Here is a 24,136-nt window from a genome sequence, read left to right as displayed (position 1 = left end):
AAATTTTAAAAATAATGTAAGCACGAAACTTTTAATTAGTACACAATTGATAACATTTTTCAACGTTCATCATTTTGTCAAAAACTCAAAAGTAAATTAGAAAGATTATAATTTATTTAAGCATCGTACTTAATTGGATTTTAAATTATGTTATAATATTTGTATTGTTAGTATATATGGGGGCGTTTCAAATGCATTTTATTGCAATTAGTATAAATCATCGCACAGCTGATGTTGCACTAAGAGAGCAAGTTGCTTTTAGAGATGATGCCTTACGAATTGCCCATGAAGATTTATATGAAACTAAATCTATTTTAGAAAATGTCATATTATCAACATGTAATCGAACTGAAGTATATGCTGTTGTTGATCAAATTCACACAGGTCGTTACTATATTCAACGATTTCTAGCTCGTGCATTTGGATTTGAAGTAGATGATATTAAAGCAATGTCAGAAGTAAAAGTGGGGGACGAAGCAGTAGAACATTTATTGCGTGTCACTTCTGGTTTAGATTCAATCGTACTTGGAGAAACTCAAATTTTAGGTCAAATAAGAGATGCATTTTTCTTAGCGCAAAGCACAGGTACGACAGGAACAATTTTTAATCATCTATTTAAACAGGCAATTACTTTTGCAAAAAGAGCACATAATGAAACAGATATAGCTGATAATGCTGTAAGTGTGTCTTATGCTGCGGTCGAGTTGGCGAAAAAAGTATTTGGCAAATTGAAAAGTAAGCAAGCTATCATTATTGGTGCAGGGGAAATGAGTGAATTATCACTATTAAATCTTCTTGGTTCTGGAATTACTGATATTACAGTAGTAAATAGAACAATTGAAAATGCTATGAAATTAGCAGCAAAGCATCAAGTGAAATATGATGAACTATCATCATTACCAAATTTACTTGAAAGTGCAGATATTGTGATTAGTTCAACGAGTGCACAATCTTATATCATTACAAATGAAATGATAGAAAGAATTGCAGAAAATAGAAAGCAAGATTCACTAGTATTGATTGATATTGCAGTTCCTCGAGATATTGAACCTGGTATTAGTGCCATCACAAACATCTTTAATTATGATGTTGATGACTTAAAAGGTTTAGTTGATGCAAACTTACGTGAGCGACAATTAGCGGCTGCAACAATTTCGGAACAAATTCCTGCAGAAATACATGCACACAATGAGTGGATTAGTATGTTGGGTGTTGTTCCAGTGATTAGAGCTTTACGTGAAAAAGCTATGGCAATTCAAGTAGAAACGATGGACAGTATTGATCGTAAATTGCCAGGGTTAAGCGAAAGAGAACGTAAAATTATATCTAAACATACAAAAAGTATCATCAATCAAATGTTGAAAGATCCTATTAAACAGGCCAAAGAATTAAGTAGTGATAAGAAAAGTAATGAAAAATTAGAGCTATTTCAAAATATATTTGATATCGAAGCTGAATGTCCTCATGAGCAAGCGAAGCAACAAAAAGAAAGCAAGGTCAAGGAAATTTCAGCGCGACGTATCTTTAGTTTTGAATAAGCATATTAATATGGTGATAATATGCAAGAAAACCTGTTTATTCGATTCAATGAAATTATATTATTAATATACTTAATCAGTATCATTTGCTATTTTTATGATTTTGTACAAAAAAGTCATAAGATTAGAAGTTTAGGCATATATTTATTGGGGATTGTTTGGGTTTTACAAACAATCTCTTTATCTATTTTTATTATACAAACTAGACATATTCCATTAGGGTCTATTTCAGATGTATTCTATACTTTAAGTTGGCTGATTATTTCAATCTCTTTAATTCTTAACCTTATCAAAGTTTTGAATTTCTCTGTGTTTTTCTTGAATTTAATAGGGTTAACACTTTTAGGGATGAATACATTTCAACCGACACATTATACTAATAAGGTTCAGAAAATTGCTGTTGTAGACGAGTTACTGTTAGTCCATATCGGTCTAGCTGTGTTAAGTTATGTCTTCTTTGCCTTAGCTTTTGTCAATGCATTACTGTATATCATGCAATACCGTAATTTGAAGGAAAAACGTTTTGATCAAAAATACTTTAGAATTGGTAGCGTTGCTACACTTGAATCAATTGTGTTTTACTCAACGTTAAGTGGGTGGATAATTCTCATATTTAGTATTATTTTAGGTACACAGTGGGGTGTAATTTCAGTTGGTGAACGTATATTCATTGACCCGAAGGTAATACTCTCTTCAATTATTACAGTATTATATGGAAGTTATATTTTACTTAGAATCAACAAATGGTTGAATTCAAGATATTTAATATACTATAACATTATTTTATTTTGCTTAAATATGATTAATTTATTTTTTGCAACACATTTTGTGAATTGAGAAAATAATCTAGAGCAATCCGTTCCTAGGAGGAATTGAACATGCGTAAATTAGTCGTTGGCTCCAGAAGAAGTAAATTAGCTTTAACACAAAGCCAGCAATTTATTGATAAATTAAAAGCTGTCGAGCCAAATCTAGAAATTGAAATTAAAGAAATTGTCACGAAAGGCGATCGTATAGTAGATAAACAATTGTCTAAAGTCGGAGGCAAAGGCTTATTTGTTAAAGAAATACAACATGAACTTTTTGAAAAAAATATCGATATGGCAATACACTCGCTTAAAGACGTACCAAGTGTAATTCCGGAAGGTTTAACATTAGGTTGTATCCCTGATAGAGAATTACCTTTTGATGCGTATATTTCTAAAACACATACACCACTATCCCAATTGCCAGAAGGCAGTATTATTGGTACTAGTTCATTACGTCGTGGTGCACAAATATTATCTAAGTATCCTAATTTAGAGATTAAATGGATTAGAGGTAATATAGATACACGATTAGAAAAGTTACAAACTGAAGATTATGATGCGATTATTTTAGCTGCAGCTGGTTTAAGAAGAATGGGCTGGTCAGATGATATTGTAACATCTTATCTTGATAGAGATACATTGTTACCTGCAATCGGACAAGGTGCTTTAGGGATAGAATGTCGTAGTGACGATGAAGAACTATTAACATTATTAAGCAAAGTACATAATGATGAGGTTGCAAAATGTGTGACTGCTGAACGAACGTTTTTAGCAGAAATGGATGGTAGTTGTCAGGTGCCAATTGCAGGATATGCTACAATCTCAGATCAAAAAGAAATCGAATTTACAGGTTTAATTATGACCCCAGATGGTAAAGAACGATTTGAATATACAATGAACGGAACAGATCCGGTTGAGTTAGGCAAAACAGTGAGTAACAAATTAAAAGAGCAAGGTGCTTATGAAATTATAAAACGCTTAAATGAACAACATTAAATAATGGAGTGACGTTTAAATATGAAGCCAGTTGTAGTTATGACACAAACAAATGACATGCAAAGTGATTTAGTATCAATTATTCACAAACCCTTTATTGATATAAAGCCACTAAATTTTGATATTCATTTGTTAAATCAACGCTATGACTGGCTTATTTTTTCATCTAAAAATGCTGTGAAATTCTTTTATAAATATCTAAAAGGAATTAATGTTGATAACATTGCTGTGATAGGAAGTAAGACAGCGCAATATTGTGAATCACTTGGCATTCGAGTTGATTTTATGCCAAACGACTTTTCTCAAGAAGGATTTTTAAAATCATTTAATCAAACTAACCAAAAAATACTTTTGCCTTCGAGTGAATTGGCGAGACCATTGTTATTAGCAGCGTTATCTAAAGATAATGAAGTTGTTAAAATAGATTTATATACTTCAGTGCCTAACAAACAAAATATACAAGATGTTAAAGAAATGATAGAACATCAACAAATCGATGCATTAACATTTTCAAGTTCGTCGGCAGTACGTTATTATTTTAATGAAGGATTTGTACCAAAATTCAAGTCGTATTTTGCTATTGGAGAACAAACAGCACGGACCATTAAATCATATCAACAACCAGTAACAATTGCAGAAATTCAAACACTCGAATCACTAATTGAAAAGATTTTAGAAAGTAGGGGCTAAAAATGAAATTTGATAGACATAGAAGATTGAGATCATCAGCGACAATGAGAGATATGGTTAGAGAGAATCATGTAAGAAAAGAAGATTTAATATATCCAATTTTTGTAGTTGAAAAAGACGATGTGAAAAAAGAAATTAAGTCATTGCCAGGTGTATACCAAATCAGTTTGAATTTACTTGAAAGTGAATTAAAAGAAGCTTATGACTTAGGCATACGTGCCATTATGTTTTTCGGTGTTCCAAACTCAAAAGATGATATAGGTACTGGTGCATACATTCACGATGGTGTTATTCAACAGGCAACACGTATTGCTAAAAAAATGTATGATGACTTATTAATTGTTGCAGACACTTGTTTATGTGAATATACTGATCATGGTCATTGTGGCGTGATTGATGACCATACACATGACGTTGACAATGATAAATCATTGCCACTGCTTGTTAAAACAGCAATTTCTCAAGTGGAAGCTGGTGCTGATATTATTGCGCCAAGTAATATGATGGATGGTTTTGTTGCTGAAATTCGTCGTGGATTAGATGAAGCCGGCTATTACAATATTCCTATAATGAGTTATGGTGTCAAGTATGCATCAAGTTTCTTTGGACCTTTTAGAGATGCAGCAGATTCAGCGCCATCATTTGGGGATAGAAAAACGTATCAGATGGACCCTGCTAACCGTTTGGAAGCACTTCGTGAATTAGAAAGTGATCTTAAAGAAGGGTGCGACATGATGATTGTTAAACCTGCTCTAAGTTATTTAGACATAGTTCGAGATGTTAAAAATCATACGAATGTTCCAGTTGTTGCATATAATGTGAGTGGAGAATATAGTATGACTAAAGCAGCGGCACAAAATGGTTGGATAGATGAAGAACGTGTCGTTATGGAACAAATGGTTTCAATGAAACGTGCAGGTGCTGATATGATTATTACGTATTTTGCAAAGGACATTTGTCGCTATTTAGATAAATAAGGTTTTATATGTATGATTTTCCATAAACTATAGGAGGAATTTACTTTATGAGATATACGAAATCAGAAGAAGCAATGAAGGTTGCTGAAACTTTAATGCCTGGTGGTGTAAATAGTCCAGTACGCGCATTTAAATCAGTAGATACACCAGCAATTTTTATGGATCACGGTAAAGGTTCAAAAATTTATGATATCGATGGTAACGAGTATATCGACTATGTACTAAGTTGGGGGCCACTTATTTTAGGACATAGAGACCCTCAAGTTATTAGTCATTTACATGAAGCAATTGATAAAGGTACAAGTTTTGGTGCATCAACATTACTTGAAAATAAATTGGCGCAGCTCGTTATTGACCGAGTACCTTCAATAGAAAAAGTGCGTATGGTGTCATCTGGTACAGAAGCTACATTGGATACTTTAAGATTAGCACGTGGTTATACTGGCAGAAATAAAATTGTGAAATTTGAAGGTTGCTATCATGGTCATAGTGATTCGTTATTAATCAAAGCTGGTTCTGGGGTGGCAACATTAGGATTGCCGGATTCTCCTGGTGTGCCTGAAGGTATTGCTAAAAATACAATTACAGTTCCATACAATGATTTAGATGCACTTAAAATCGCTTTCGAAAAATTTGGAGACGATATTGCTGGTGTAATCGTAGAACCTGTTGCTGGTAATATGGGTGTCGTACCGCCGATTGAAGGTTTTTTACAGGGATTAAGAAATATTACGACTGAATACGGCGCATTGCTAATTTTCGATGAAGTAATGACTGGTTTCAGAGTCGGTTATCATTGTGCACAAGGTTACTTTGGTGTGACACCAGATTTAACTTGCTTAGGAAAAGTTATCGGTGGAGGACTACCTGTAGGTGCTTTTGGTGGTAAAAAAGAAATCATGGATCATATAGCACCATTAGGAAATATTTATCAAGCGGGTACGTTATCAGGAAATCCTCTTGCAATGACAAGTGGTTATGAAACGTTAAGCCAATTAACGCCAGAGACATATGAGTATTTTAATATGTTAGGCGATATACTTGAAGACGGTTTAAAGCGTGTATTTGCTAAACACAATGTACCAATAACTGTAAATAGAGCAGGTTCAATGATTGGTTATTTCTTAAATGAAGGACCTGTAACTAATTTTGAACAAGCGAATAAAAGTGATTTGAAATTATTTGCAGAAATGTATCGAGAAATGGCAAAAGAAGGTGTGTTTTTACCACCATCTCAATTTGAAGGTACATTCCTATCTACGGCACACACGAAAGAAGATATTGAAAAAACGATTCAAGCATTTGATACGGCTTTAAGTCGTATTGTAAAATAAATATACGGACAAATTGAGAGCCTGAACTTTGTTCAGGCTCTTTTTAAATGTATATCAGGCATGGGCGGCGACTTGATAGTGAAAGTCCATATATGCTTTGTAGTCAAAACTGCTAGCGGATATTGTTATCTTAACAAACGTGAAGCTCAAGCAGCAATTTAGTCATTTTATTTTTTATTGAAAGAAGTGGAAAACATGACAATGATATATAGAAATAATTTCATTGTGTTCGTTTTATCATTTTTTATTAGTATTCTACTGTATTCATCGCACGTATTACTCCCATTTATGTTTGGTCCTATTATCGCATCAATCATTTGTGTAAAAGTTTTCAAACTTGATATTAAATGGCCATTCTTACTTAGTGAATTAGGTATTGTACTATTAGGTGTGCAAATCGGATCAACGTTTACGAAAAATGTCGTTATGGATATTAAAGACAATTGGCTTTCGATTATTGTTGTATCTATTTCGATATTATTAATTGCAATAGTAATGGCATTTATTTTTAAAAAAATTGCACGTATTAATACAGAAACAGCTATTTTAAGTGTTATACCAGGAGCACTAACACAAATGCTGGTCATGGCTGAACAAGACAAACGTGCTAATTTGTTAGTTGTTAGCTTAACGCAAACATCACGAATTATATTTGTTGTTGTTTTAGTACCGTTCATTTCATATTTTTTTCATGATGGTAACATGCATGCGAATGGAAAGTTAACAAAAGTCTTGCCTTTATCACAAGTATTAAACATAGGGCAAATAGTTATTTTAGCGATAGCTATCTTTATAGTTTATCTAATTATGTCTAAAATAAAGTTTCCAACATTTCAATTATTAGCACCACTCATTGTATTAATTGTTTGGAATTTTTCTACAGGTTTAACATTTACACTAGATCATTGGTTGTTGAACATGGCACAACTAATATATATGATTAGAATTGGAGTTCAAATTGCGCATTTATTGTCAGATTTAAAAGGTAGACTAGCAATCGCAATTACAATTCAAAATATTATGTTGATAATTGGTGCGCTAATCATGGTTTATGTCATACATTTCTTTGATAATAATCCTATTAATGAATTGTTTCTTGGTGCAGCACCAGGAGGGGTTAATCAGATAGTTTTAGTTGCATTAGCTACTGGTGCCGATGTTGCTATGATTACGAGTTATCATATTTTCCGAATCTTTTTCATCCTATTTATTATTGCACCAGGAATTAATTACTTTTTAAAATATCGTTCGAATAAGCGTGAAGATTAGAAACTATCATCCATTTAAGTTGATTTATGCTTAGGATAGAATTCATTATTAAGGTTTAAGCAAAGGTTGTACATCTATTTTTAGATTAAGATATCTAATATTAGCAGTGCATTAACTTGGAACTTTAACTTATGATTTGAATAAATTTTCACATCAAAAAACGAGACAGTCTATTAGTTAAAAATAGATGATGTCTCGTTTACTTTATGATGCTATAGCAAATTAATTGTGTTTAGGCTTTGATGGACAATCTTTTAAATGTGCATCATATAAACCAGCTGCTTCTAAAAACGAAAATACTGTTACTGGACCTAAAAATTTAAACCCGTATTGTTTTAAATCTTTAGATAGTTGTGTTGCAGTATCATCAACTGTGATACGATCAGAAGCATGTTCATACTGCAAATCTTTAGGCTTACCATTTACATAAGACCATAAAAATTTACTAAAACTACCATATGCTTGTTCAATTTTTAAATACCCTTGAGCTTGATTAACAATTGCTTCTAATTTTTTACGATGATGAACGATATTTGGAAAAGTCATTAAGCGGTCGATATCTTGAGCGGTCATTTGTGCTACCTTTTCTGGTTCGAAATCATAAAATGCTTCTTCATAGGCTTCTTTCTTTTTTAAAATAGTTAACCAAGATAGCCCAGCATGTTGTGATTCTAATGCTAAAAGTTTAAACAATGCCTTGCTATCATAGAGCGGTTGTCCCCATACATGATCATGATAGTTTAAGTAGACTGGATCTTTAGTACCAAATGCGCATTCATTCATTTTATTCCCACCTATACATTGACTTATTTTGTCAATCATTATACTATAAGTTAAGAGTTTAATATAGGATTTGGGAAGAGTAAGTTCAAATTATTTTAAAGAGAGCATATGATTTGGTGTGAGTATGTAAATGATTTTTACTGAAGGTAGCCCACAGAGTATCTTAGCTGAACGTGATTAATAGTAGGCTAAGACGTGTTTGAGCGTTAATCATAATCTAGAGTGCTTGAAGAGATGAAGCATTTCAAATTTCACGATGATAGTATTGGTATGATTATTCCAATTATGTTAAAAGAGTGAATTTGATATTAATCATCCTTCTTGAATATAGGTGGTACCACGGAATATCCGTCCTATTTGTATATAGGATGGATATTTTTATTTTTTTAGGAGGTATAGCAAATGGAAATGAAACCAAAATATGATCCTCGTGAAGTTGAAGCGGGACGTTATGAAGAATGGGTAAAGAATGGTTATTTTAAACCGTCAGAAGATAAATCAAAAGAAACATATACAATTGTTATCCCGCCACCAAATGTAACTGGTAAATTACATTTAGGACATGCATGGGATACGACTTTACAAGATATCATTACACGTATGAAACGTATGCAAGGATACGATACGTTATACTTACCAGGTATGGATCATGCTGGTATTGCGACACAGGCAAAGGTAGAAGCTAAATTAAATGAACAAGGAATAACTAGATATGATCTTGGTCGTGAAAAGTTTTTAGAACAGGCATGGGATTGGAAAGAAGAGTATGCGTCATTTATTCGTGCGCAATGGGCTAAATTAGGTCTAGGTTTAGATTATAGTAGAGAACGTTTTACTTTAGATGAAGGTTTAAGTAAAGCAGTTAAAAAAGTTTTTGTTGATTTATACAATAAAGGAATTATTTATCGTGGCGAACGTATTATAAATTGGGATCCTAAAGCACGTACAGCTTTATCTGATATTGAAGTAATACATGAAGATGTTCAAGGTGCGTTTTATCATTTTAAATATCCTTACGCTGATGGTGAAGGTTTTATTGAAATTGCAACAACAAGACCAGAAACGATGTTAGGTGATACAGCGATTGTTGTTAACCCTAATGACGAACGATACAAAGATGTAATCGGTAAAACTGTTATATTACCAATCGTAGGACGCGAACTGCCTATTTTAGCAGATGAGTATGTTGATATAGACTTCGGTTCTGGTGCTATGAAAGTGACACCAGCACATGACCCTAATGATTTTGAAATTGGTCAAAGACATCAATTAGAAAATATTATCGTTATGGATGAAAATGGTAAAATGAACGACAAAGCGGGTAAATATGAAGGTATGGACCGTTTTGATTGTCGTAAACAGCTAGTTAAAGATTTAAAAGAACAAGATTTAGTTATCAAGATTGAAGATCATGTTCATTCTGTAGGTCATTCAGAACGATCTGGCGCTGTTGTTGAACCATATTTATCAACACAATGGTTTGTGCGCATGGAAGACTTAGCGAAACGTTCATTAGATAACCAAAAAACAGATGATCGTATTGATTTTTATCCGCAACGTTTCGAACATACATTTAACCAATGGATGGAAAATATTAGAGATTGGACGATTTCAAGACAATTATGGTGGGGTCATCAAATTCCGGCTTGGTATCATAAAGAAACAGGCGAAATATATGTTGGAGAAGAAGCGCCAACTGATATTGAAAATTGGCAACAAGATGAAGATGTATTAGATACGTGGTTCTCAAGTGCTTTATGGCCTTTCTCTACGTTAGGTTGGCCTGATTTAGAAAGTGAAGACTTTAAACGATACTACCCAACAAATGCCTTAGTTACAGGTTACGATATTATCTTTTTCTGGGTAGCACGCATGATATTCCAAGGCTTAGAATTTACAGATCGTCGTCCATTTAATGATGTATTATTACACGGTTTAGTTCGTGCTGAAGACGGGCGTAAGATGAGTAAATCATTAGGTAATGGTGTGGATCCAATGGATGTTATTGACGAATACGGTGCTGATAGCTTGCGTTACTTCTTAGCAACAGGTTCATCTCCAGGACATGATTTAAGATACTCAACTGAAAAAGTTGAGTCAGTGTGGAACTTTATCAATAAAATCTGGAATGGGGCACGTTTCAGTTTAATGAATATCGGTGAAGACTTTAAAGTTGAAGATATCGATTTAAGTGGTAACTTATCATTAGCAGATAAATGGATTCTAACACGTTTAAATGAAACGATTGCAACAGTTACTGATTTAAGTGACAAATATGAATTCGGCGAAGTTGGACGTGCATTATATAATTTCATTTGGGATGATTTCTGTGATTGGTACATTGAAATGAGTAAAATTCCAATGAATAGTAATGATGAAGAACAAAAACAAGTTACACGTTCAGTATTGAGTTATACTTTAGACAATATTATGAGAATGCTACATCCATTCATGCCATTTGTAACAGAGAAAATATGGCAAAGTTTACCACATGAAGGTGACACAATTGTTAAAGCTTCATGGCCAGAAGTGCGTGAATCATTGATTTTTGAAGAAAGTAAACAAACAATGCAACAACTTGTTGAAATCATTAAATCTGTAAGACAATCACGTGTAGAAGTAAATACGCCATTGTCTAAAGAAATACCTATTTTAATTCAAGCTAAAGATAAAGAAATTGAAACAACTTTATCACAAAACAAAGATTATTTAATCAAATTCTGTAATCCTAGTACCTTAAATATTAGCACTGACGTGGAAATTCCTGAGAAAGCAATGACATCAGTTGTAATTGCAGGTAAAGTGGTATTACCATTAGAAGGGCTAATTGATATGGATAAGGAAATCAGCCGTTTGGAAAAAGAATTAGCTAAACTTCAAAGCGAATTAGATAGAGTAGATAAAAAGCTCTCTAATGAAAACTTTGTAAGTAAAGCACCTGAAAAGGTTATAAATGAAGAAAAACGTAAAAAACAAGATTATCAAGAAAAATATGATGGTGTGAAGGCAAGAATTGAACAATTAAAAGCATAGGAGTTAGTAACAATGAATTACCTAGAGAGCTTGTATTGGATACACGAAAGAACTAAATTTGGCATCAAACCAGGTGTTAAACGTATGGAATGGATGCTAGCACAATTTAATAATCCTCAAAATAACATTAAGGGTATTCATGTAGGTGGCACAAATGGTAAAGGCTCTACAGTTGCTTACCTTAGAACAGCTTTAGTTGAAAATGGTTATGAAGTAGGTACATTTACGTCGCCGTTTATTGAAACATTTAATGAACGAATTAGTCTAAATGGTGTGCCAATATCAAATGACGCTATTGTAGAATTAGTATCACGTATTAAACCAGTAAGTGAAATGATGGAACGTGAAACAGATTTAGGTGTTGCAACTGAATTCGAAATAATCACAGCGATGATGTTTTTATATTTTGGTGAAATACATCCTGTTGATTTTGTCATTGTTGAGGCTGGATTGGGTATAAAGAACGATTCGACAAATGTCTTTACACCGGTTTTATCAATCTTAACTAGTATCGGTCTAGACCATACAGATATTTTAGGTGGTACTTATCTAGATATTGCTAGGGATAAAGGCGCGATTATAAAGCCTAACGTTCCAGTGATATATGCTGTTAAAAATGAAGATGCATTAAAATATGTTCGTGAACGCGCAATTGAACAACATGCAAAGCCAATTGAATTAGATAGAGAAATTGTTGTTGTATCGCAAAATGATGAATTTACTTACCGTTATAAAGATTATGAATTAGAAACAATCATTTTAAGTATGTTAGGTGAACATCAGAAACAAAATGCTGCATTAGCCATAACAGCTCTTATTGAATTAAATGAACAAGGATTAATTGAATTAGATTTCAATAAGATGATAGACGGTATTGAATCAGTTCGTTGGACTGGACGTATTGAGCAGGTGCATGACAAACCTTTAATCATTTTGGATGGTGCACATAATTCAGAGAGTATAGATGCTCTAATTGATACAATTAAACAGTACCATGATAAAGAAAAAGTAGATATTTTGTTCTCAGCAATAAACGGAAAACCGATTAACGAGATGGTCAAACATTTAAGTTTAATTGCGCATACGTTTTATGCAACTGAATTTGATTTTCCGAAAGCGTTACGCAAAGAAGAAATTGTAGGTAGTATTGAAAATGATGAAATACAATTAGTAGATGACTACGTTGAATTTATAAAAAATTATCAAGGTGATACATTAGTAATTACCGGTAGTCTGTATTTCATAAGTGAAGTTAAATCAAAATTAGACTTTGAAGCATTATAAAACTAAAACTAAAACTAAAATAGCCATGAAGAATCTATTTAATCAATAGGTAGAGCTTCATGGTTATTTTTTATGCTCTAAATCGTATGTGTTTATAAGGTTCAATTTCTTGCCATTATTAATTTTGCCGTGCAGTAATGGGCTATTAAAGTATCCATCAATTATGCTTAGTAATATTAAAAAATTTAAATGAAAAAGAGGTTCAATTCTTGAAAAATAGTGTATATTTACATTTCGGTAATAAGTAACTATACTTTACGTAAGGAGGTTGTCATTTGGTAGTATTGTTATCTTATAGTTGCAGTTGTATCTTTAGTTTTCTATATCAATTTATATCTATAGAAGAAACGTCATTTGATTATTTACATAGAAGATCGAAATGTGATTATTGTAATTCATCACTCAAATGGTATGAATTAATGCCGATTATTAGTTTTTTATTATTAAAAGGGCGATGTCGAAACTGTCGAAAGCGTATTTCCCTAACACATTTCTTAGGGGAAACCTTTGCTTTGATACCTATCGTCTTTATTAAGTATGATTTCACATACGTAAATGCTACGCTATTTATAACTACATATGTTTTTCTGCTTATTTTTACTATGACCGATATCACTTCTTTAATGTTAGATTGTCGCTTAATTATAATTTATTGTATCGTTTCTCTCTCGTTAAGTATGATTTATCCAGTAGCTTTTATCATTATTAGTATGACCACGCATATATTCTACTTTTTATTTCGGGCATATATTGGTTATGGTGACGTTTTACTAATATCTGCACTTTCTTTGTTTTTCCCTCTCCAATTCACTATTTATGTCATTTTATTTACATTTGTCATTGCTGGTTTAGTTGCTTTAATTACCATGATATTTAAGCCGATTAAACTATTACCCCTTGTTCCATTTATATTTATTTCCTTTTTTATCAATTCACTTTTTTATAATGATATCCATCAATTTTTAGGAGGCGTATATTTTTGAAAATTAAAGAAATGGTAACTTCAGAAATGCCAAGAGAACGTTTGTTAAGCCATGGTGCAAAAAGTCTTTCGAATACAGAATTATTAGCTATATTAATTAACACCGGAAGAAAAGGATTCTCGAGCATAGACATTAGTAATGAACTGCTTAAATCTGCTTCGAATCTGAATGAATTGAAAAAATCTTCAATTAACGATTTGATAAAAGTTAAAGGGATTGGATTACAAAAAGCAATTACTTTAAAAGCAGCATTTGAGTTAGGGGAAAGGATGGGGAGAAGAGCTGAAAATAATCGTATAAAAATAACGCAACCAAGTGATGTTGCTGATTATATGATTCCAACAATGAAAGATTTAACACAAGAACATTTTGTCATTTTATTGTTAAATTCAAAAAATGTAGTGATTAAAGAAACCTGTGTTTTTAAAGGTACATTAAATAGTTCGATTGTACATCCACGTGAAATTTTTAGTATTGCGGTGAGAGAAAATGCCAATGCAATCATCGCAGTTCATAATCATCCATCCGGTGATGTATTAACCATAGTATAATAAATAATAGTAGTTAAAGTAGTTTAAGAGGAGATATTAAAGGGATATTTTACTTTAAATAAAAATTAACAAGGTTTATAATTTGTAGTAGTTAAAGTATTTAAAGAGGTGGGAACATGTGAAGGTTCAAAGGATAGAAGTGGAGAATAAGCCGTATCCATTGTATTTATTACTAGATAAAGAATACCAGCTAATAGAACCAGTAATGAAATTTATTAAATACTTAGATAATACTGGTAAGTCTCCTAATACCATTAAGGCATACTGCTATCATTTAAAGTTGCTGTACGAGTTCATGGAACAGAGAGGTGTTATTCTTAATGATATTAACTTTGAGTTGTTAGCAGACTTCGTAGGTTGGTTGAGATATCCTTCAGCATCAAATGTAATTGATCTTCAGTCAAAAAAAGCCATAAGAGAAGAAACGACAGTGAATACAATTTTAAATGTAGTTATGAGTTTTCTTGATTATTTAAGTAGATTAGGAGAATTTAAATCAATTGATGTATTTAAACAAGCAAAGGGAAGAAATTTCAAAGGATTTTTACATCATGTTAATAAGGGTAGATACCAAAAGAATGTCTTAAAGTTAAGGGTTAAAAAGAAACAGATAAGAACATTGAGATCAAAGGAAGTTAAGCAAATTATTGATGCTTGTCATACGAAAAGAGATAAATTAATTTTAATGCTTATGTATGAGGGTGGTTTAAGAATCGGTGAAGTGTTATCGCTTAGGCTTGAAGATATTGTCACTTGGGACAATCAAATCCATTTAACACCTAGAGATGTTAATGTTAATGAAGCTTATATTAAATTAAGGAAGGAAAGAACAATACATGTGAGTAAAGAACTTATGTCACTTTATACAGATTACTTGATATATGAGTATAGTGAGGAATTGGAGCATGATTATGTTTTTATTTCCTTAAAAGAAGGCTATTTTGGGAAACCACTAAAGTACCAAAGTGTTCTTGATCTAGTTAGAAGAATAGTTAAAAGGACTGGAATAGAATTTACATCACATATGCTTCGCCACACTCACGCAACGCAGCTAATTAGGGAAGGATGGGATGTTGCGTTCGTTCAAAAGAGATTAGGTCACGCACATGTTCAGACAACGTTAAATACCTATGTTCATCTTTCAGATCAGGATATGAAAAATGAGTTTAATAAATACCTCGAGAGAAAGGAGCATAAGAAATGAATGCTTCTAGTAAAAGGAAAATTATTAGTCAGAGTGAGATTAGCAAAAAAATAGCTGTAATGAATGAAGAAATGCAGGGGTTTTGGGCTAATAATAGTTGGGATATAAGAAAATGTCCACATCCTTCTGCCATAGAATTAAGTAAGAATCCTGCTTTAAGGAATCGTTGGGTTCGTTTTGAACGTGTTAAAAATCTGTGGTTAAGAACAGAATTGAAATATTTTTATTTTTACCATTTAAACAATGGAATATGGAATGCAAAAACTGTCTGGATTAGAAAAGGAACAGTAATTAATAAAATGTTAGATTTCTTAGATTTAAAGTATCCTAGCATTACTTCAATTACTGAAGTTCCTATTGAAAAAGCAATGACGGAGTATAGAACTTATTTGACAAAACGGGGTGTTAGAATTACCACTACTAATTATAAGATTACTGCTAATCAAGAAAAAACACCTGTAAAAGCTAATTCCTACTATGTTACTAATCTAAAACAATTTATGGAGTTTTATGAGAACTTTTATTTTGATGGAGAGGAGTGGGATAAAGACGTTTGGGATAGACGTAACTTACCTTTGCCAGATGATAAGGTTAACCCAACACAATATGAATATACAATTAACTTTAAAGGGTTTCGGAATACATATTTTAAACAACTTGTAAAAAGATATTGTAAGTTGAGATTGAACGTGGATAGCTTTTCCTATGTAAGTGATATTGCCCAAAGACTTAAAGAGTTCTTTAATTTTCTGGACATGAAATTTAAACAAGTTCAGAGAGTACACCAATTAACGAGAGTGGAAATTGAAGCATATTTAAGTGAACTAAACATGATGGGAATAAAACCTAGTACAATAACTGGGAGGATCTCTATATTGGAAGGACTATTTAGTACCCTTCTTAGGCTAGAATGGGATGATGTTCCTTCCAAAATATTAATTTATTCTGAGGACTATCCGAAAATACCAAGAGCAAAACCACGCTTTATAGATGAATTCGTCCTAGAGCAATTGAACAGTCATCTTGATAAATTACCCGAATATATAGCTACGATGACTATGATTGTTCAAGAATGTGGAATGAGGATAAGTGAATTGTGCACCTTGAAAAAAGGCTGTCTATTAGAGGACAAAGATGGAGATTTCTTTTTAAAGTATTATCAATGGAAAATGAAAAAGGAGCATATAGTTCCAATATCTAAAGAGGTAGCTTTACTTATTAAAGTTCGGGAAGATAAAGTTTCAGAGGAATTTCCAGATAGTGAATACCTCTTTCCAAGAAAAGATGGATCGCCATTAAAACAAGAAACATTTAGAGGTGAGTTAAATAAATTAGCTTATGAGCAAAATATAGTGGATAAATCAGGTGAGATTTATAGATTCCATGCCCATGCCTTTCGCCATACAGTAGGAACAAGAATGATTAACAACGGGATGCCCCAGCATATTGTGCAGAAATTTTTGGGGCATGAAAGCCCAGAAATGACAAGCAGATACGCTCATATCTTTGATGAAACTCTAAAAAATGAATTTACTAAATTTCAGGAAAAACTGGTTACCAATAATGGAGATGTGCTTGATCTAGATGAAGATAATGAAGTCGATGATGTAGAGCTTCAATGGTTCAAGAAAAATATAAATGCACAAGTGCTTCCAAATGGTTATTGTAGATTGCCAGTAGTAGCAGGTGGTTGTCCACATGCGAATGCATGCTTAGATTGCACTCACTTCTGTACCAGTAAGCAATTCTTACCACAGCACGAAGAACAGTTAGAGCGTACAGAAGAGTTATTAGCCATAGCTAAGGATAAACAATGGCAAAGACAAGTAGAGACTAATAGCCGTGTTAAAGAGCGTTTAGAACAAATCATTGGAAGTTTGACGGGGTAATTATCAATGGATAAACAAGTTAGAAATACAACAGAAATTGTACGTTTGGCGAAGCAGAAATCAAAAAAGACAAGGGAAAAAGTAGACAAAGCGATTTCTAAATTTTCGATTGAAGGTAAAGTTATTAATTTTAATTCAATAGCAAAGGAAGCTAATGTTTCTAAATCATGGCTTTATAAGGAACACGATATTAGGCAAAGAATCGAATCCCTTCGTGAGCGTCAAATAACAGCAAATGTAGTCTCAAAACCCAAGAAAAGTTCTCGTTCGGAGGAAATCCTTATTAAAACCTTAAAAAGAAGAGTAATGGAATTAGAAAAAGAAAATAAAAAATTACAGAACCAAATTCAAAAATTATATGGAGATCTGTATAATAAAGAATAATTATTAATCTGTAGACAAATTGTGAAAGGATGTACTTAAACGCTAACGGTCAGCTTTATTGAACAGTAATTTAAGTATATGTCCAATCTAGGGTAAGTAAATTGAGTATCAATATAAACTTTATATGAACATAATCAACGAGGTGAAATCATGAGCAATTTGATTAACGGAAAAATACCAAATCAAGCGATTCAAACATTAAAAATCGTAAAAGATTTATTTGGAAGTTCAATAGTTGGAGTATATCTATTTGGTTCAGCAGTAAATGGTGGTTTACGCATTAACAGCGATGTAGATGTTCTAGTCGTCGTGAATCATAGTTTACCTCAATTAACTCGAAAAAAACTAACAGAAAGACTAATGACTATATCAGGAAAGATTGGAAATACGGATTCTGTTAGACCACTTGAAGTTACGGTTATAAATAGGAGTGAAGTTGTCCCTTGGCAATATCCTCCAAAAAGAGAATTTATATACGGTGAGTGGCTCAGGGGTGAATTTGAGAATGGACAAATTCAGGAACCAAGCTATGATCCTGATTTGGCTATTGTTTTAGCACAAGCAAGAAAGAATAGTATTTCTCTATTTGGTCCTGATTCTTCAAGTATACTTGTCTCCGTACCTTTGACAGATATTCGAAGAGCAATTAAGGATTCTTTGCCAGAACTAATTGAGGGGATAAAAGGTGATGAGCGTAATGTAATTTTAACCCTAGCTCGAATGTGGCAAACAGTGACTACTGGTGAAATTACCTCGAAAGATGTCGCTGCAGAATGGGCTATACCTCTTTTACCTAAAGAGCATGTAACTTTACTGGATATAGCTAGAAAAGGCTATCGGGGAGAGTGTGATGATAAGTGGGAAGGACTATATTCAAAGGTGAAAGCACTCGTTAAGTATATGAAAAATTCTATAGAAACTTCTCTCAATTAGGCTAATTTTATTGCAATAACAGGTGCCTACTTTTAAAACAACCGATTTATTAATAAATATTGAAAATTTTTAGGAAGAATAAAGCGTTCTCTTGTGAAATTAGAGAACGCTTTATTACTTTAATTTACTGAAACAATTTGTAACTATTGAAAATAGAAAGAAATTGTTCCTTCGATAGTTTATTAATATTAGTGACATTTGCATGCTTCAAAGCCTGTCGGAATTGGTTTTTAGTAAAAAGAACGCGATATTCACGGTTTACCCACTTATAAACAAAAGATTGATACTCTTTGTAGTCCTTCTTTAAAATCAATGGTTGATGTCGTTCAAGAACAATCAATACAGAGTCTACATTCGGTTTAGGGTGAAAATATGCTCGTGGCACTTTTTTGAGAACTCTTATGTCCAATTCCACCATCAATAGCAAACCTAAAGCTCGTTTCGTATTTTGTAATCTTTTTGCAAAACCATTCTCCACAATAAGGTAACTATATTTCGAATTGCTTTCAAAAGCAATTTTTTTGACAATATCAGTACTGATGTTAAAGGGGATATTACCAAATATTTTATAGTCTTTGTTTTTGGGGAAGTTAAATTTCAGAATATCCGTATGGATAACTTTTATATTCTGAAAAGGCTTCACGACTTTTTGGGTGACTTGACACAAGTCCTCATCAATTTCTATAGAATCCACCCACCGACTCATTTTGACAAGTTCTTTGGTAAAATGACCTTTTCCTGATCCAATTTCTATTACATTATCTTGTTTATTTATATTCGTATGATTCAATATCTCTTTTACATGCTTTTTAGAAGTAATAAAATTTTGAGTGTCCTTTGGGTTTTTCTGGTTCATTATAACCTTCTCCTTGCCATTTTTTTCATTATGAATGAGATAAAGTAATATCTACTACTGCGATACTAGTGCACATACTTGAAACCTCCTTACGTAACTGATTATATCATTTCTGTTTACTTTTTAGAATAAAGCTCTATATGTAATTTTGCACTTGACACTTCAGTTGGACGTTTTCTTCAAAATAATATGTTTTGAAACTTGATAAGAGAAGCCACTGTCTTTACTAAAAAGTAAAGGCTGCGATAAAGGACAGTGACTTTAATAAAGTTGCACTGTTGTATTGTCTTTGGATAAAATTGTCTAAAGGGAAGTTTTATCCCCAACGAAAAAACATCTAAAGTGGTAAGTAATGAAAGAATGTCGATAAAGTAGGAATGGGGGATCTTTTTGAATACAATAGAATCACAGTTTGATAAGGTTGCAGAAGATTACGATTTCGTGAATGAGCTTTTGAATGATTATTCATTCTTTGTGTCTAATATGTCTCCAAAGAAAGGCAGAGCATTAGATATCGGATGTGGCTCGGGTTTGTTAGTGGAGAAATTAGCAAGTTATTATGATGAAGTGGTAGGGATTGATATTTCTAATCAAATGCTCGATCTTGCCAAATCTAAACGTCAACTAACAAATACGGTCTATCTGAATATGAATGCAGAACAACTTAATTTTAATGAGAAGTTTGATTTTATTGTAAGCCGAACAACCTTTCATCATTTGGATGATATAGCCAGCGTAATACAGCAAATGAAGGAACTGTTGAATGAGGAAGGAAGAATAGTTATTCTTGATAATGTATCTGAAGTCGAGACACCGCCTACCTATGTTTATAAATTAGGGGCAATCCAAGAGTTTTTACCGCATTGTTTCAAATTTGGAATAAAAAATGCGATTAGAATTTATAATCACAACACATCTAAATCATGGCTTGAGCATTTAGCTTCAGATAAGTACCTATCTGAACAAAATTATTACGATTTATATGAAAAGTTGTTGCCTGGATGCCAATTCCATAAAATGGGTTGGGCAATGGGGGTTGTCTGGACAAAATAACTTAAAGCTGTGGCTTTGAAAAGTTGAATTTGTGATTGTTTTCAGAGCTATCGGGTGCTTTAGTATAAATAACAATGAATAAAAAATCAGCCTGTATCTTATGTTACTATTAAGTAATTTAAGATACAGGTTTTACTATTTTTGAAATAAGTACCTTCCACTTCAAATACATGTATTCAAAGTGAAAGTATTGATTTAAATGATTCTTTTGTAATTTACTCTTGATAAGATATATTACCAAGTAAAGCAGATACGATGATGACAGACAGGATGAACAAATTATGTGAATTGATGGGGATTCCTTTAATTGATCACGTGATTGTGGGAGGAGATAATCGAGAGTTTTTTAGCTTCAAGGAAAAAGGGTTGATATCTAATCCAAGAATTACTTTGACGAACGACTATAAAACTCTAGACTTTCCATCCCCAATGATAGCTGAGCGAGGGAAGGTAAGGTGAATGTGAGTGGAGAGGCCAAAATAAGTGGCGCCGTGCTGAGTGGATATAATGCTTCACATTCTATTTAAAGTTTTCAACAGAAGTGCTGACGCTACCGACTGGTGCGCTAGCACTTTTTAATCTCGATATATCCCTTTTCAAAATATGTTATACTATATTATAAAATACTTTTGATCTGTTTCGTAGGTACTTTCTTGATGTTCTTGTTCTAAGCGAATGATGTCATAACCGTCTGCAAAGTAGCCTTCTTCTAATACTTGATGAAATTCTTCTTCTGTCACGTTGATATCGTCACGTTTGAACCAACTCTTTAAGCCGTTTATCATATCGGCTTTACTTTCATATTTTTCTCGGTAGCTCTCGTTAGTTAAGTAGCAATGTCCTTCGATAATGTATGTCATGATGTTTTCCTTCTTTCTTTTTGAGTTTTGATTTCCTACACCTTTTTACTAGAAGATTAGTTGCCATGTTTGATTGGCTTTTTTGAAGGCACAGGCTCTTTTTTGAGCCTATGCTTCTTTTTTCTTCTTAAAATGTTCCTTCTTCTCGAAAACTGTAGTAGCTATTGCTTGTAACAATCAGATGGTCTAATAGTTCAATTCCTAGTATTTCGCCCGCTTGTTTCATTCGTTCGGTGAAGAGACAGTCATTGTTGCTTGGTTGTGGGTTTTATCAAGAGTAAATTACTAAAAATCCATTAACATCAATGTTTTTACTTTAAGAACATATATTTAACGTGTTAAATCAAATGAAAAAATACAATGTAATTATTAGATGACAATTGATTACGGTCAGAAGAATGTACCACAAATAAAAAAACTAATTCCTTTTTATTTTATCGAGGAATTAAGCTTTTGACCTGCAACAATCACGCCCAATTTCGGAATATCTATAATATGATTTCGATCTTAAATTATCTACTTTAACTGACGCTACCTGCTCGTTAAAGAAGACCTATTTAAAAAAGTTTATACTGCACCTGCCTTTATTATGTAAGTAAAAGTAGTAAAGCTTTAAATTGGTTTTCAAAAAAGTAGGGTTGATTATTTCTTTTTCATCAATTATAATTGTGTTATTATCACAATATGAGAAAGGAGGCAAAAAGTAATGGGAATTGATTTCATTAATGTCGAGTTTAGAAAGCATGTAAAAGTTTCAGGGGATTTAGGTACAACGGGATCAGTATGTCCTTTTTCACAAAAACAAAAAATGGAAACACTACCGGAAAACTTTTTGCCTCCTTTTATATAATGGGCAAAAATTTATGAATCTATTGCATTTGTAAAAATGCATACGAATGATTAGGCACCGGTTGTTAAACTGGTGCCTTTTTTTTGTTTGATCAGTTCAGTTAGTTTGGAGAACCGAATCTTTAATCATGCTGTAGAAATATGGTGAGTTCGTTGATTTGGTTTTACAATATAAATAGATATGAGGTGAGGTTTATGGTGAAAGCAGTGGATTTAGCCTCCTAAAATCACAATATATTTTAGGAGGAAATAAAATGAAAAAGGATAGTAAATCTAAAGAAATGATTCAATCTGAAAAAAGGGGTTCTACTAGGCTTTTAATGATGGTACTCTCCCTATCTGTACTTGTAGGTTCAATTACGGCTGATTCAGTCAATCCCGTACTTCCACTAATAAGCAAAGCTTTAGAAGCTTCGAAATCTCAAGTGAGTTGGATAGTTAGTGGTATTGCACTTGTTCTTGCGATTGGAGTTCCGATTTATGGTCGAATCTCAGACTTTTTTGAGTTACGAAAGCTATATATCTTTGCCATTATGATTCTGGCAAGTGGTAGTCTTTTATGTGCAATTGCCCCGAACCTCCCATTGTTGGTTTTGGGAAGAATGGTTCAGGGTGCTGGGATGTCCGCAATTCCAGTTCTATCAGTCATTGCAATTTCGAAGGTTTTCCCACAAGGAAAACGTGGGGGAGCTTTGGGAATTATCGCAGGAAGTATTGGTGTTGGAACTGCTGCTGGTCCAATATTTGGTGGAGTAGTTGGTCAATATTTAGGGTGGAATGCCTTGTTTTGGTTCACATTTTTGTTAGCCATTATGATTGTTATTGGTGCCTACTACGCGTTACCGACAATTAAACCGGCAGAATCCGTAGGAAGCAATAAGAACTTTGATTTCATTGGTGGTTTATTCCTCGGCCTCACAGTAGGATTACTCCTTTTTGGCATCACTCAAGGAGAAACTTCTGGTTTTTCTTCGTTCTCATCGTTAACTAGCCTAATTGGTTCTGTTGTAGCTTTGGTGGGATTTATTTGGAGAATTGTTACCGCAGAAAATCCATTTGTACCACCTGTCCTGTTCAATAACAAGGATTATGTCAATACGGTCATAATTGCATTTTTTTCGATGTTTGCTTATTTCGCTGTTCTTGTGTTCGTCCCATTACTAGTCATTGAGGTGAATGGACTCTCTTCTGGACAGGCTGGAATGATATTGTTGCCAGGTGGTGTGGCTGTTGCAATCTTATCTCCCTTCGTTGGCCGTCTTTCTGATCGATTTGGGGATAAACGTCTGATAATTACTGGGATGACTCTGATGGGGCTGTCTACCTTATTCTTGTCCACCTATGCATCTGGTGCTTCACCTCTGTTAGTTTCCGTGGGGGTCCTCGGAGTAGGGATTGCTTTTGCATTCACGAATTCTCCCGCAAATAACGCCGCAGTAAGTGCACTCGATGCAGACAAGGTTGGTGTCGGAATGGGGATTTTCCAAGGTGCTTTGTACCTTGGAGCAGGAACTGGAGCAGGTATGATTGGAGCATTATTATCCGCTCGACGTGATGCTACTGAGCCGATAAATCCATTATATATATTGGACGCTATGTCCTACTCAGATGCGTTCCTTGCAGCTACAGGGGCAATACTCATTGCCTTAATAGCTGGATTAGGTTTAAAAAAGCGTGGGTAATAACTTAGTTATGTAAAGATTAGTTATTGTTTAGTTCATCTTCTATAGTTTAAGCTGTAAATAAATAGCTTAGGAATCACGCAAATTTGAATTTCTTAGAATAGAATACTTTTAAGTAACTCAACTTTCGTACACTGTTTTATTGGTGCGAAAGTTGAGTATGTTAAGGATGAAACAAT

General features: G+C 33.2%; 22 protein-coding genes, 2 pseudogenes and 1 other annotated feature. Of the genes and pseudogenes, 20 read left to right on the top strand and 4 right to left on the bottom strand.

Annotated elements, in window-relative coordinates; all coding sequences use genetic code 11:
* Window positions 1–191: 191 nt before the first annotated feature.
* The 8 genes from hemA to KI230_RS08365 are packed head-to-tail and all read left to right on the top strand — an operon-like array spanning window position 192 to window position 7,613.
* Window positions 192–1,538: a glutamyl-tRNA reductase gene (gene hemA, locus KI230_RS08400; RefSeq protein WP_045177828.1), complete on the top strand. Its 1,347-nt coding sequence runs from the start codon at window positions 192–194 to the stop codon at window positions 1,536–1,538.
* A 21-nt stretch (window positions 1,539–1,559) separates the two neighbouring features.
* Entirely contained in the window at window positions 1,560–2,375 is an 816-nt protein-coding gene (gene ccsA, locus KI230_RS08395) for a cytochrome c biogenesis protein (protein WP_001157329.1), read from the top strand.
* A gap of 41 nt (window positions 2,376–2,416) precedes the next feature.
* Window positions 2,417–3,343, top strand: a complete 927-nt coding sequence (gene hemC / locus KI230_RS08390; protein ID WP_001230226.1) for a hydroxymethylbilane synthase — start codon at window positions 2,417–2,419, stop codon at window positions 3,341–3,343.
* Between the two features lie 21 nt (window positions 3,344–3,364).
* The gene (locus tag KI230_RS08385) at window positions 3,365–4,033 is read left to right on the top strand and encodes a uroporphyrinogen-III synthase (protein ID WP_000805950.1); all 669 of its coding nucleotides are present in this window, start codon (window positions 3,365–3,367) and stop codon (window positions 4,031–4,033) included.
* Window positions 4,034–4,035: 2 nt separating this feature from the next.
* Complete coding sequence (gene hemB, locus KI230_RS08380) at window positions 4,036–5,010, top strand: porphobilinogen synthase (RefSeq protein WP_000667126.1); 975 nt, start codon at window positions 4,036–4,038, stop codon at window positions 5,008–5,010.
* A gap of 47 nt (window positions 5,011–5,057) precedes the next feature.
* Window positions 5,058–6,344, top strand: a complete 1,287-nt coding sequence (hemL, locus tag KI230_RS08375; protein ID WP_001270867.1) for a glutamate-1-semialdehyde 2,1-aminomutase — start codon at window positions 5,058–5,060, stop codon at window positions 6,342–6,344.
* A gap of 60 nt (window positions 6,345–6,404) precedes the next feature.
* Window positions 6,405–6,506 carry a hypothetical protein gene (locus tag KI230_RS08370; RefSeq protein ID WP_001788970.1) on the top strand — a complete coding sequence of 34 codons (102 nt, stop codon included), beginning with the start codon at window positions 6,405–6,407 and terminating at the stop codon, window positions 6,504–6,506.
* Between the two features lie 33 nt (window positions 6,507–6,539).
* On the top strand, window positions 6,540–7,613 hold the full coding sequence (locus KI230_RS08365; protein ID WP_000178003.1) for an AbrB family transcriptional regulator: 1,074 nt from the start codon (window positions 6,540–6,542) through the stop codon (window positions 7,611–7,613).
* A gap of 222 nt (window positions 7,614–7,835) precedes the next feature.
* On the opposite strand, the gene KI230_RS08360 is transcribed toward KI230_RS08365, so the two are convergent.
* Window positions 7,836–8,396, bottom strand: coding sequence for a DNA-3-methyladenine glycosylase I (locus KI230_RS08360; RefSeq protein ID WP_001001237.1), 561 nt, complete (start codon window positions 8,394–8,396; stop codon window positions 7,836–7,838).
* Between the two features lie 57 nt (window positions 8,397–8,453).
* Window positions 8,454–8,755 (top strand) — a binding site (T-box leader).
* 43 nt (window positions 8,756–8,798) lie between these two features.
* Between KI230_RS08360 and KI230_RS08355 the strand changes: the two genes are divergently transcribed.
* From KI230_RS08355 to KI230_RS08320, 8 genes and pseudogenes are all read left to right on the top strand, one after another.
* Window positions 8,799–11,429 carry a valine--tRNA ligase gene (locus KI230_RS08355; protein ID WP_000425353.1) on the top strand — a complete coding sequence of 877 codons (2,631 nt, stop codon included), beginning with the start codon at window positions 8,799–8,801 and terminating at the stop codon, window positions 11,427–11,429.
* A 12-nt stretch (window positions 11,430–11,441) separates the two neighbouring features.
* Complete coding sequence (locus KI230_RS08350; RefSeq protein ID WP_001108346.1) at window positions 11,442–12,713, top strand: bifunctional folylpolyglutamate synthase/dihydrofolate synthase; 1,272 nt, start codon at window positions 11,442–11,444, stop codon at window positions 12,711–12,713.
* Window positions 12,714–12,988: 275 nt separating this feature from the next.
* A complete protein-coding gene (locus KI230_RS08345) occupies window positions 12,989–13,696 on the top strand; it encodes a prepilin peptidase (protein ID WP_000261115.1) in 708 nt (235 codons plus the stop codon).
* Window positions 13,693–14,232: pseudogene (gene radC, locus KI230_RS08340) on the top strand (RadC family protein); the annotation flags it as partial. The gene KI230_RS08345 and the pseudogene radC, both read left to right, overlap by 4 nt.
* 133 nt (window positions 14,233–14,365) lie before the next feature.
* Complete coding sequence (locus KI230_RS08335) at window positions 14,366–15,451, top strand: phage lytic cycle repressor MrpR family protein (RefSeq protein ID WP_000868132.1); 1,086 nt, start codon at window positions 14,366–14,368, stop codon at window positions 15,449–15,451.
* Window positions 15,448–17,340, top strand: a complete 1,893-nt coding sequence (locus tag KI230_RS08330) for a site-specific integrase (RefSeq protein ID WP_001557544.1) — start codon at window positions 15,448–15,450, stop codon at window positions 17,338–17,340. Before KI230_RS08335 ends, KI230_RS08330 begins: the two co-directional genes overlap by 4 nt.
* 6 nt (window positions 17,341–17,346) lie before the next feature.
* Window positions 17,347–17,724, top strand: coding sequence for a DUF6262 family protein (locus tag KI230_RS08325; RefSeq protein WP_000361059.1), 378 nt, complete (start codon window positions 17,347–17,349; stop codon window positions 17,722–17,724).
* 150 nt (window positions 17,725–17,874) lie between these two features.
* Window positions 17,875–18,657, top strand: coding sequence for an aminoglycoside nucleotidyltransferase ANT(9)-Ia (locus KI230_RS08320; RefSeq protein ID WP_000067268.1), 783 nt, complete (start codon window positions 17,875–17,877; stop codon window positions 18,655–18,657).
* Window positions 18,658–18,781: 124 nt separating this feature from the next.
* Here the strand turns inward: KI230_RS08320 and erm(A) are convergent, their stop codons facing one another.
* Window positions 18,782–19,513 (bottom strand): 23S rRNA (adenine(2058)-N(6))-methyltransferase Erm(A), encoded by a 732-nt coding sequence (gene erm(A) / locus KI230_RS08315; protein WP_002360844.1) that lies wholly within the window; start codon window positions 19,511–19,513, stop codon window positions 18,782–18,784.
* A gap of 390 nt (window positions 19,514–19,903) precedes the next feature.
* On the opposite strand from erm(A), the gene KI230_RS08310 reads away from it, so the two are divergent.
* Both KI230_RS08310 and KI230_RS08305 read left to right on the top strand, forming a co-directional pair.
* Window positions 19,904–20,566 carry a class I SAM-dependent methyltransferase gene (locus KI230_RS08310; protein ID WP_001092058.1) on the top strand — a complete coding sequence of 221 codons (663 nt, stop codon included), beginning with the start codon at window positions 19,904–19,906 and terminating at the stop codon, window positions 20,564–20,566.
* 231 nt (window positions 20,567–20,797) lie between these two features.
* Complete coding sequence (locus tag KI230_RS08305; protein WP_285801429.1) at window positions 20,798–21,025, top strand: JAB domain-containing protein; 228 nt, start codon at window positions 20,798–20,800, stop codon at window positions 21,023–21,025.
* Window positions 21,026–21,177: 152 nt separating this feature from the next.
* Here KI230_RS08305 and KI230_RS08300 read toward each other — a convergent pair whose 3' ends face one another.
* Window positions 21,178–21,426, bottom strand: coding sequence for a hypothetical protein (locus KI230_RS08300; RefSeq protein WP_116495223.1), 249 nt, complete (start codon window positions 21,424–21,426; stop codon window positions 21,178–21,180).
* 127 nt (window positions 21,427–21,553) lie between these two features.
* Window positions 21,554–21,682, bottom strand: a pseudogene (locus KI230_RS08295) (JAB domain-containing protein); the annotation flags it as partial.
* Between the two features lie 450 nt (window positions 21,683–22,132).
* Between KI230_RS08295 and KI230_RS08290 the strand changes: the two are divergent.
* Both KI230_RS08290 and fexA read left to right on the top strand, forming a co-directional pair.
* Complete coding sequence (locus KI230_RS08290; protein ID WP_002360221.1) at window positions 22,133–22,276, top strand: hypothetical protein; 144 nt, start codon at window positions 22,133–22,135, stop codon at window positions 22,274–22,276.
* Window positions 22,277–22,529: 253 nt separating this feature from the next.
* Window positions 22,530–23,957 (top strand): chloramphenicol/florfenicol efflux MFS transporter FexA, encoded by a 1,428-nt coding sequence (gene fexA / locus KI230_RS08285; protein ID WP_065813868.1) that lies wholly within the window; start codon window positions 22,530–22,532, stop codon window positions 23,955–23,957.
* Window positions 23,958–24,136 lie beyond the last annotated feature (179 nt).

Source organism: Staphylococcus sp. MZ3 (genome assembly GCF_018622755.1).
Classification (GTDB): domain Bacteria; phylum Bacillota; class Bacilli; order Staphylococcales; family Staphylococcaceae; genus Staphylococcus; species Staphylococcus aureus.
Note: the sequence above shows the minus strand (reverse complement) of the source record. Positions and strands in the feature narration are given on the sequence as shown.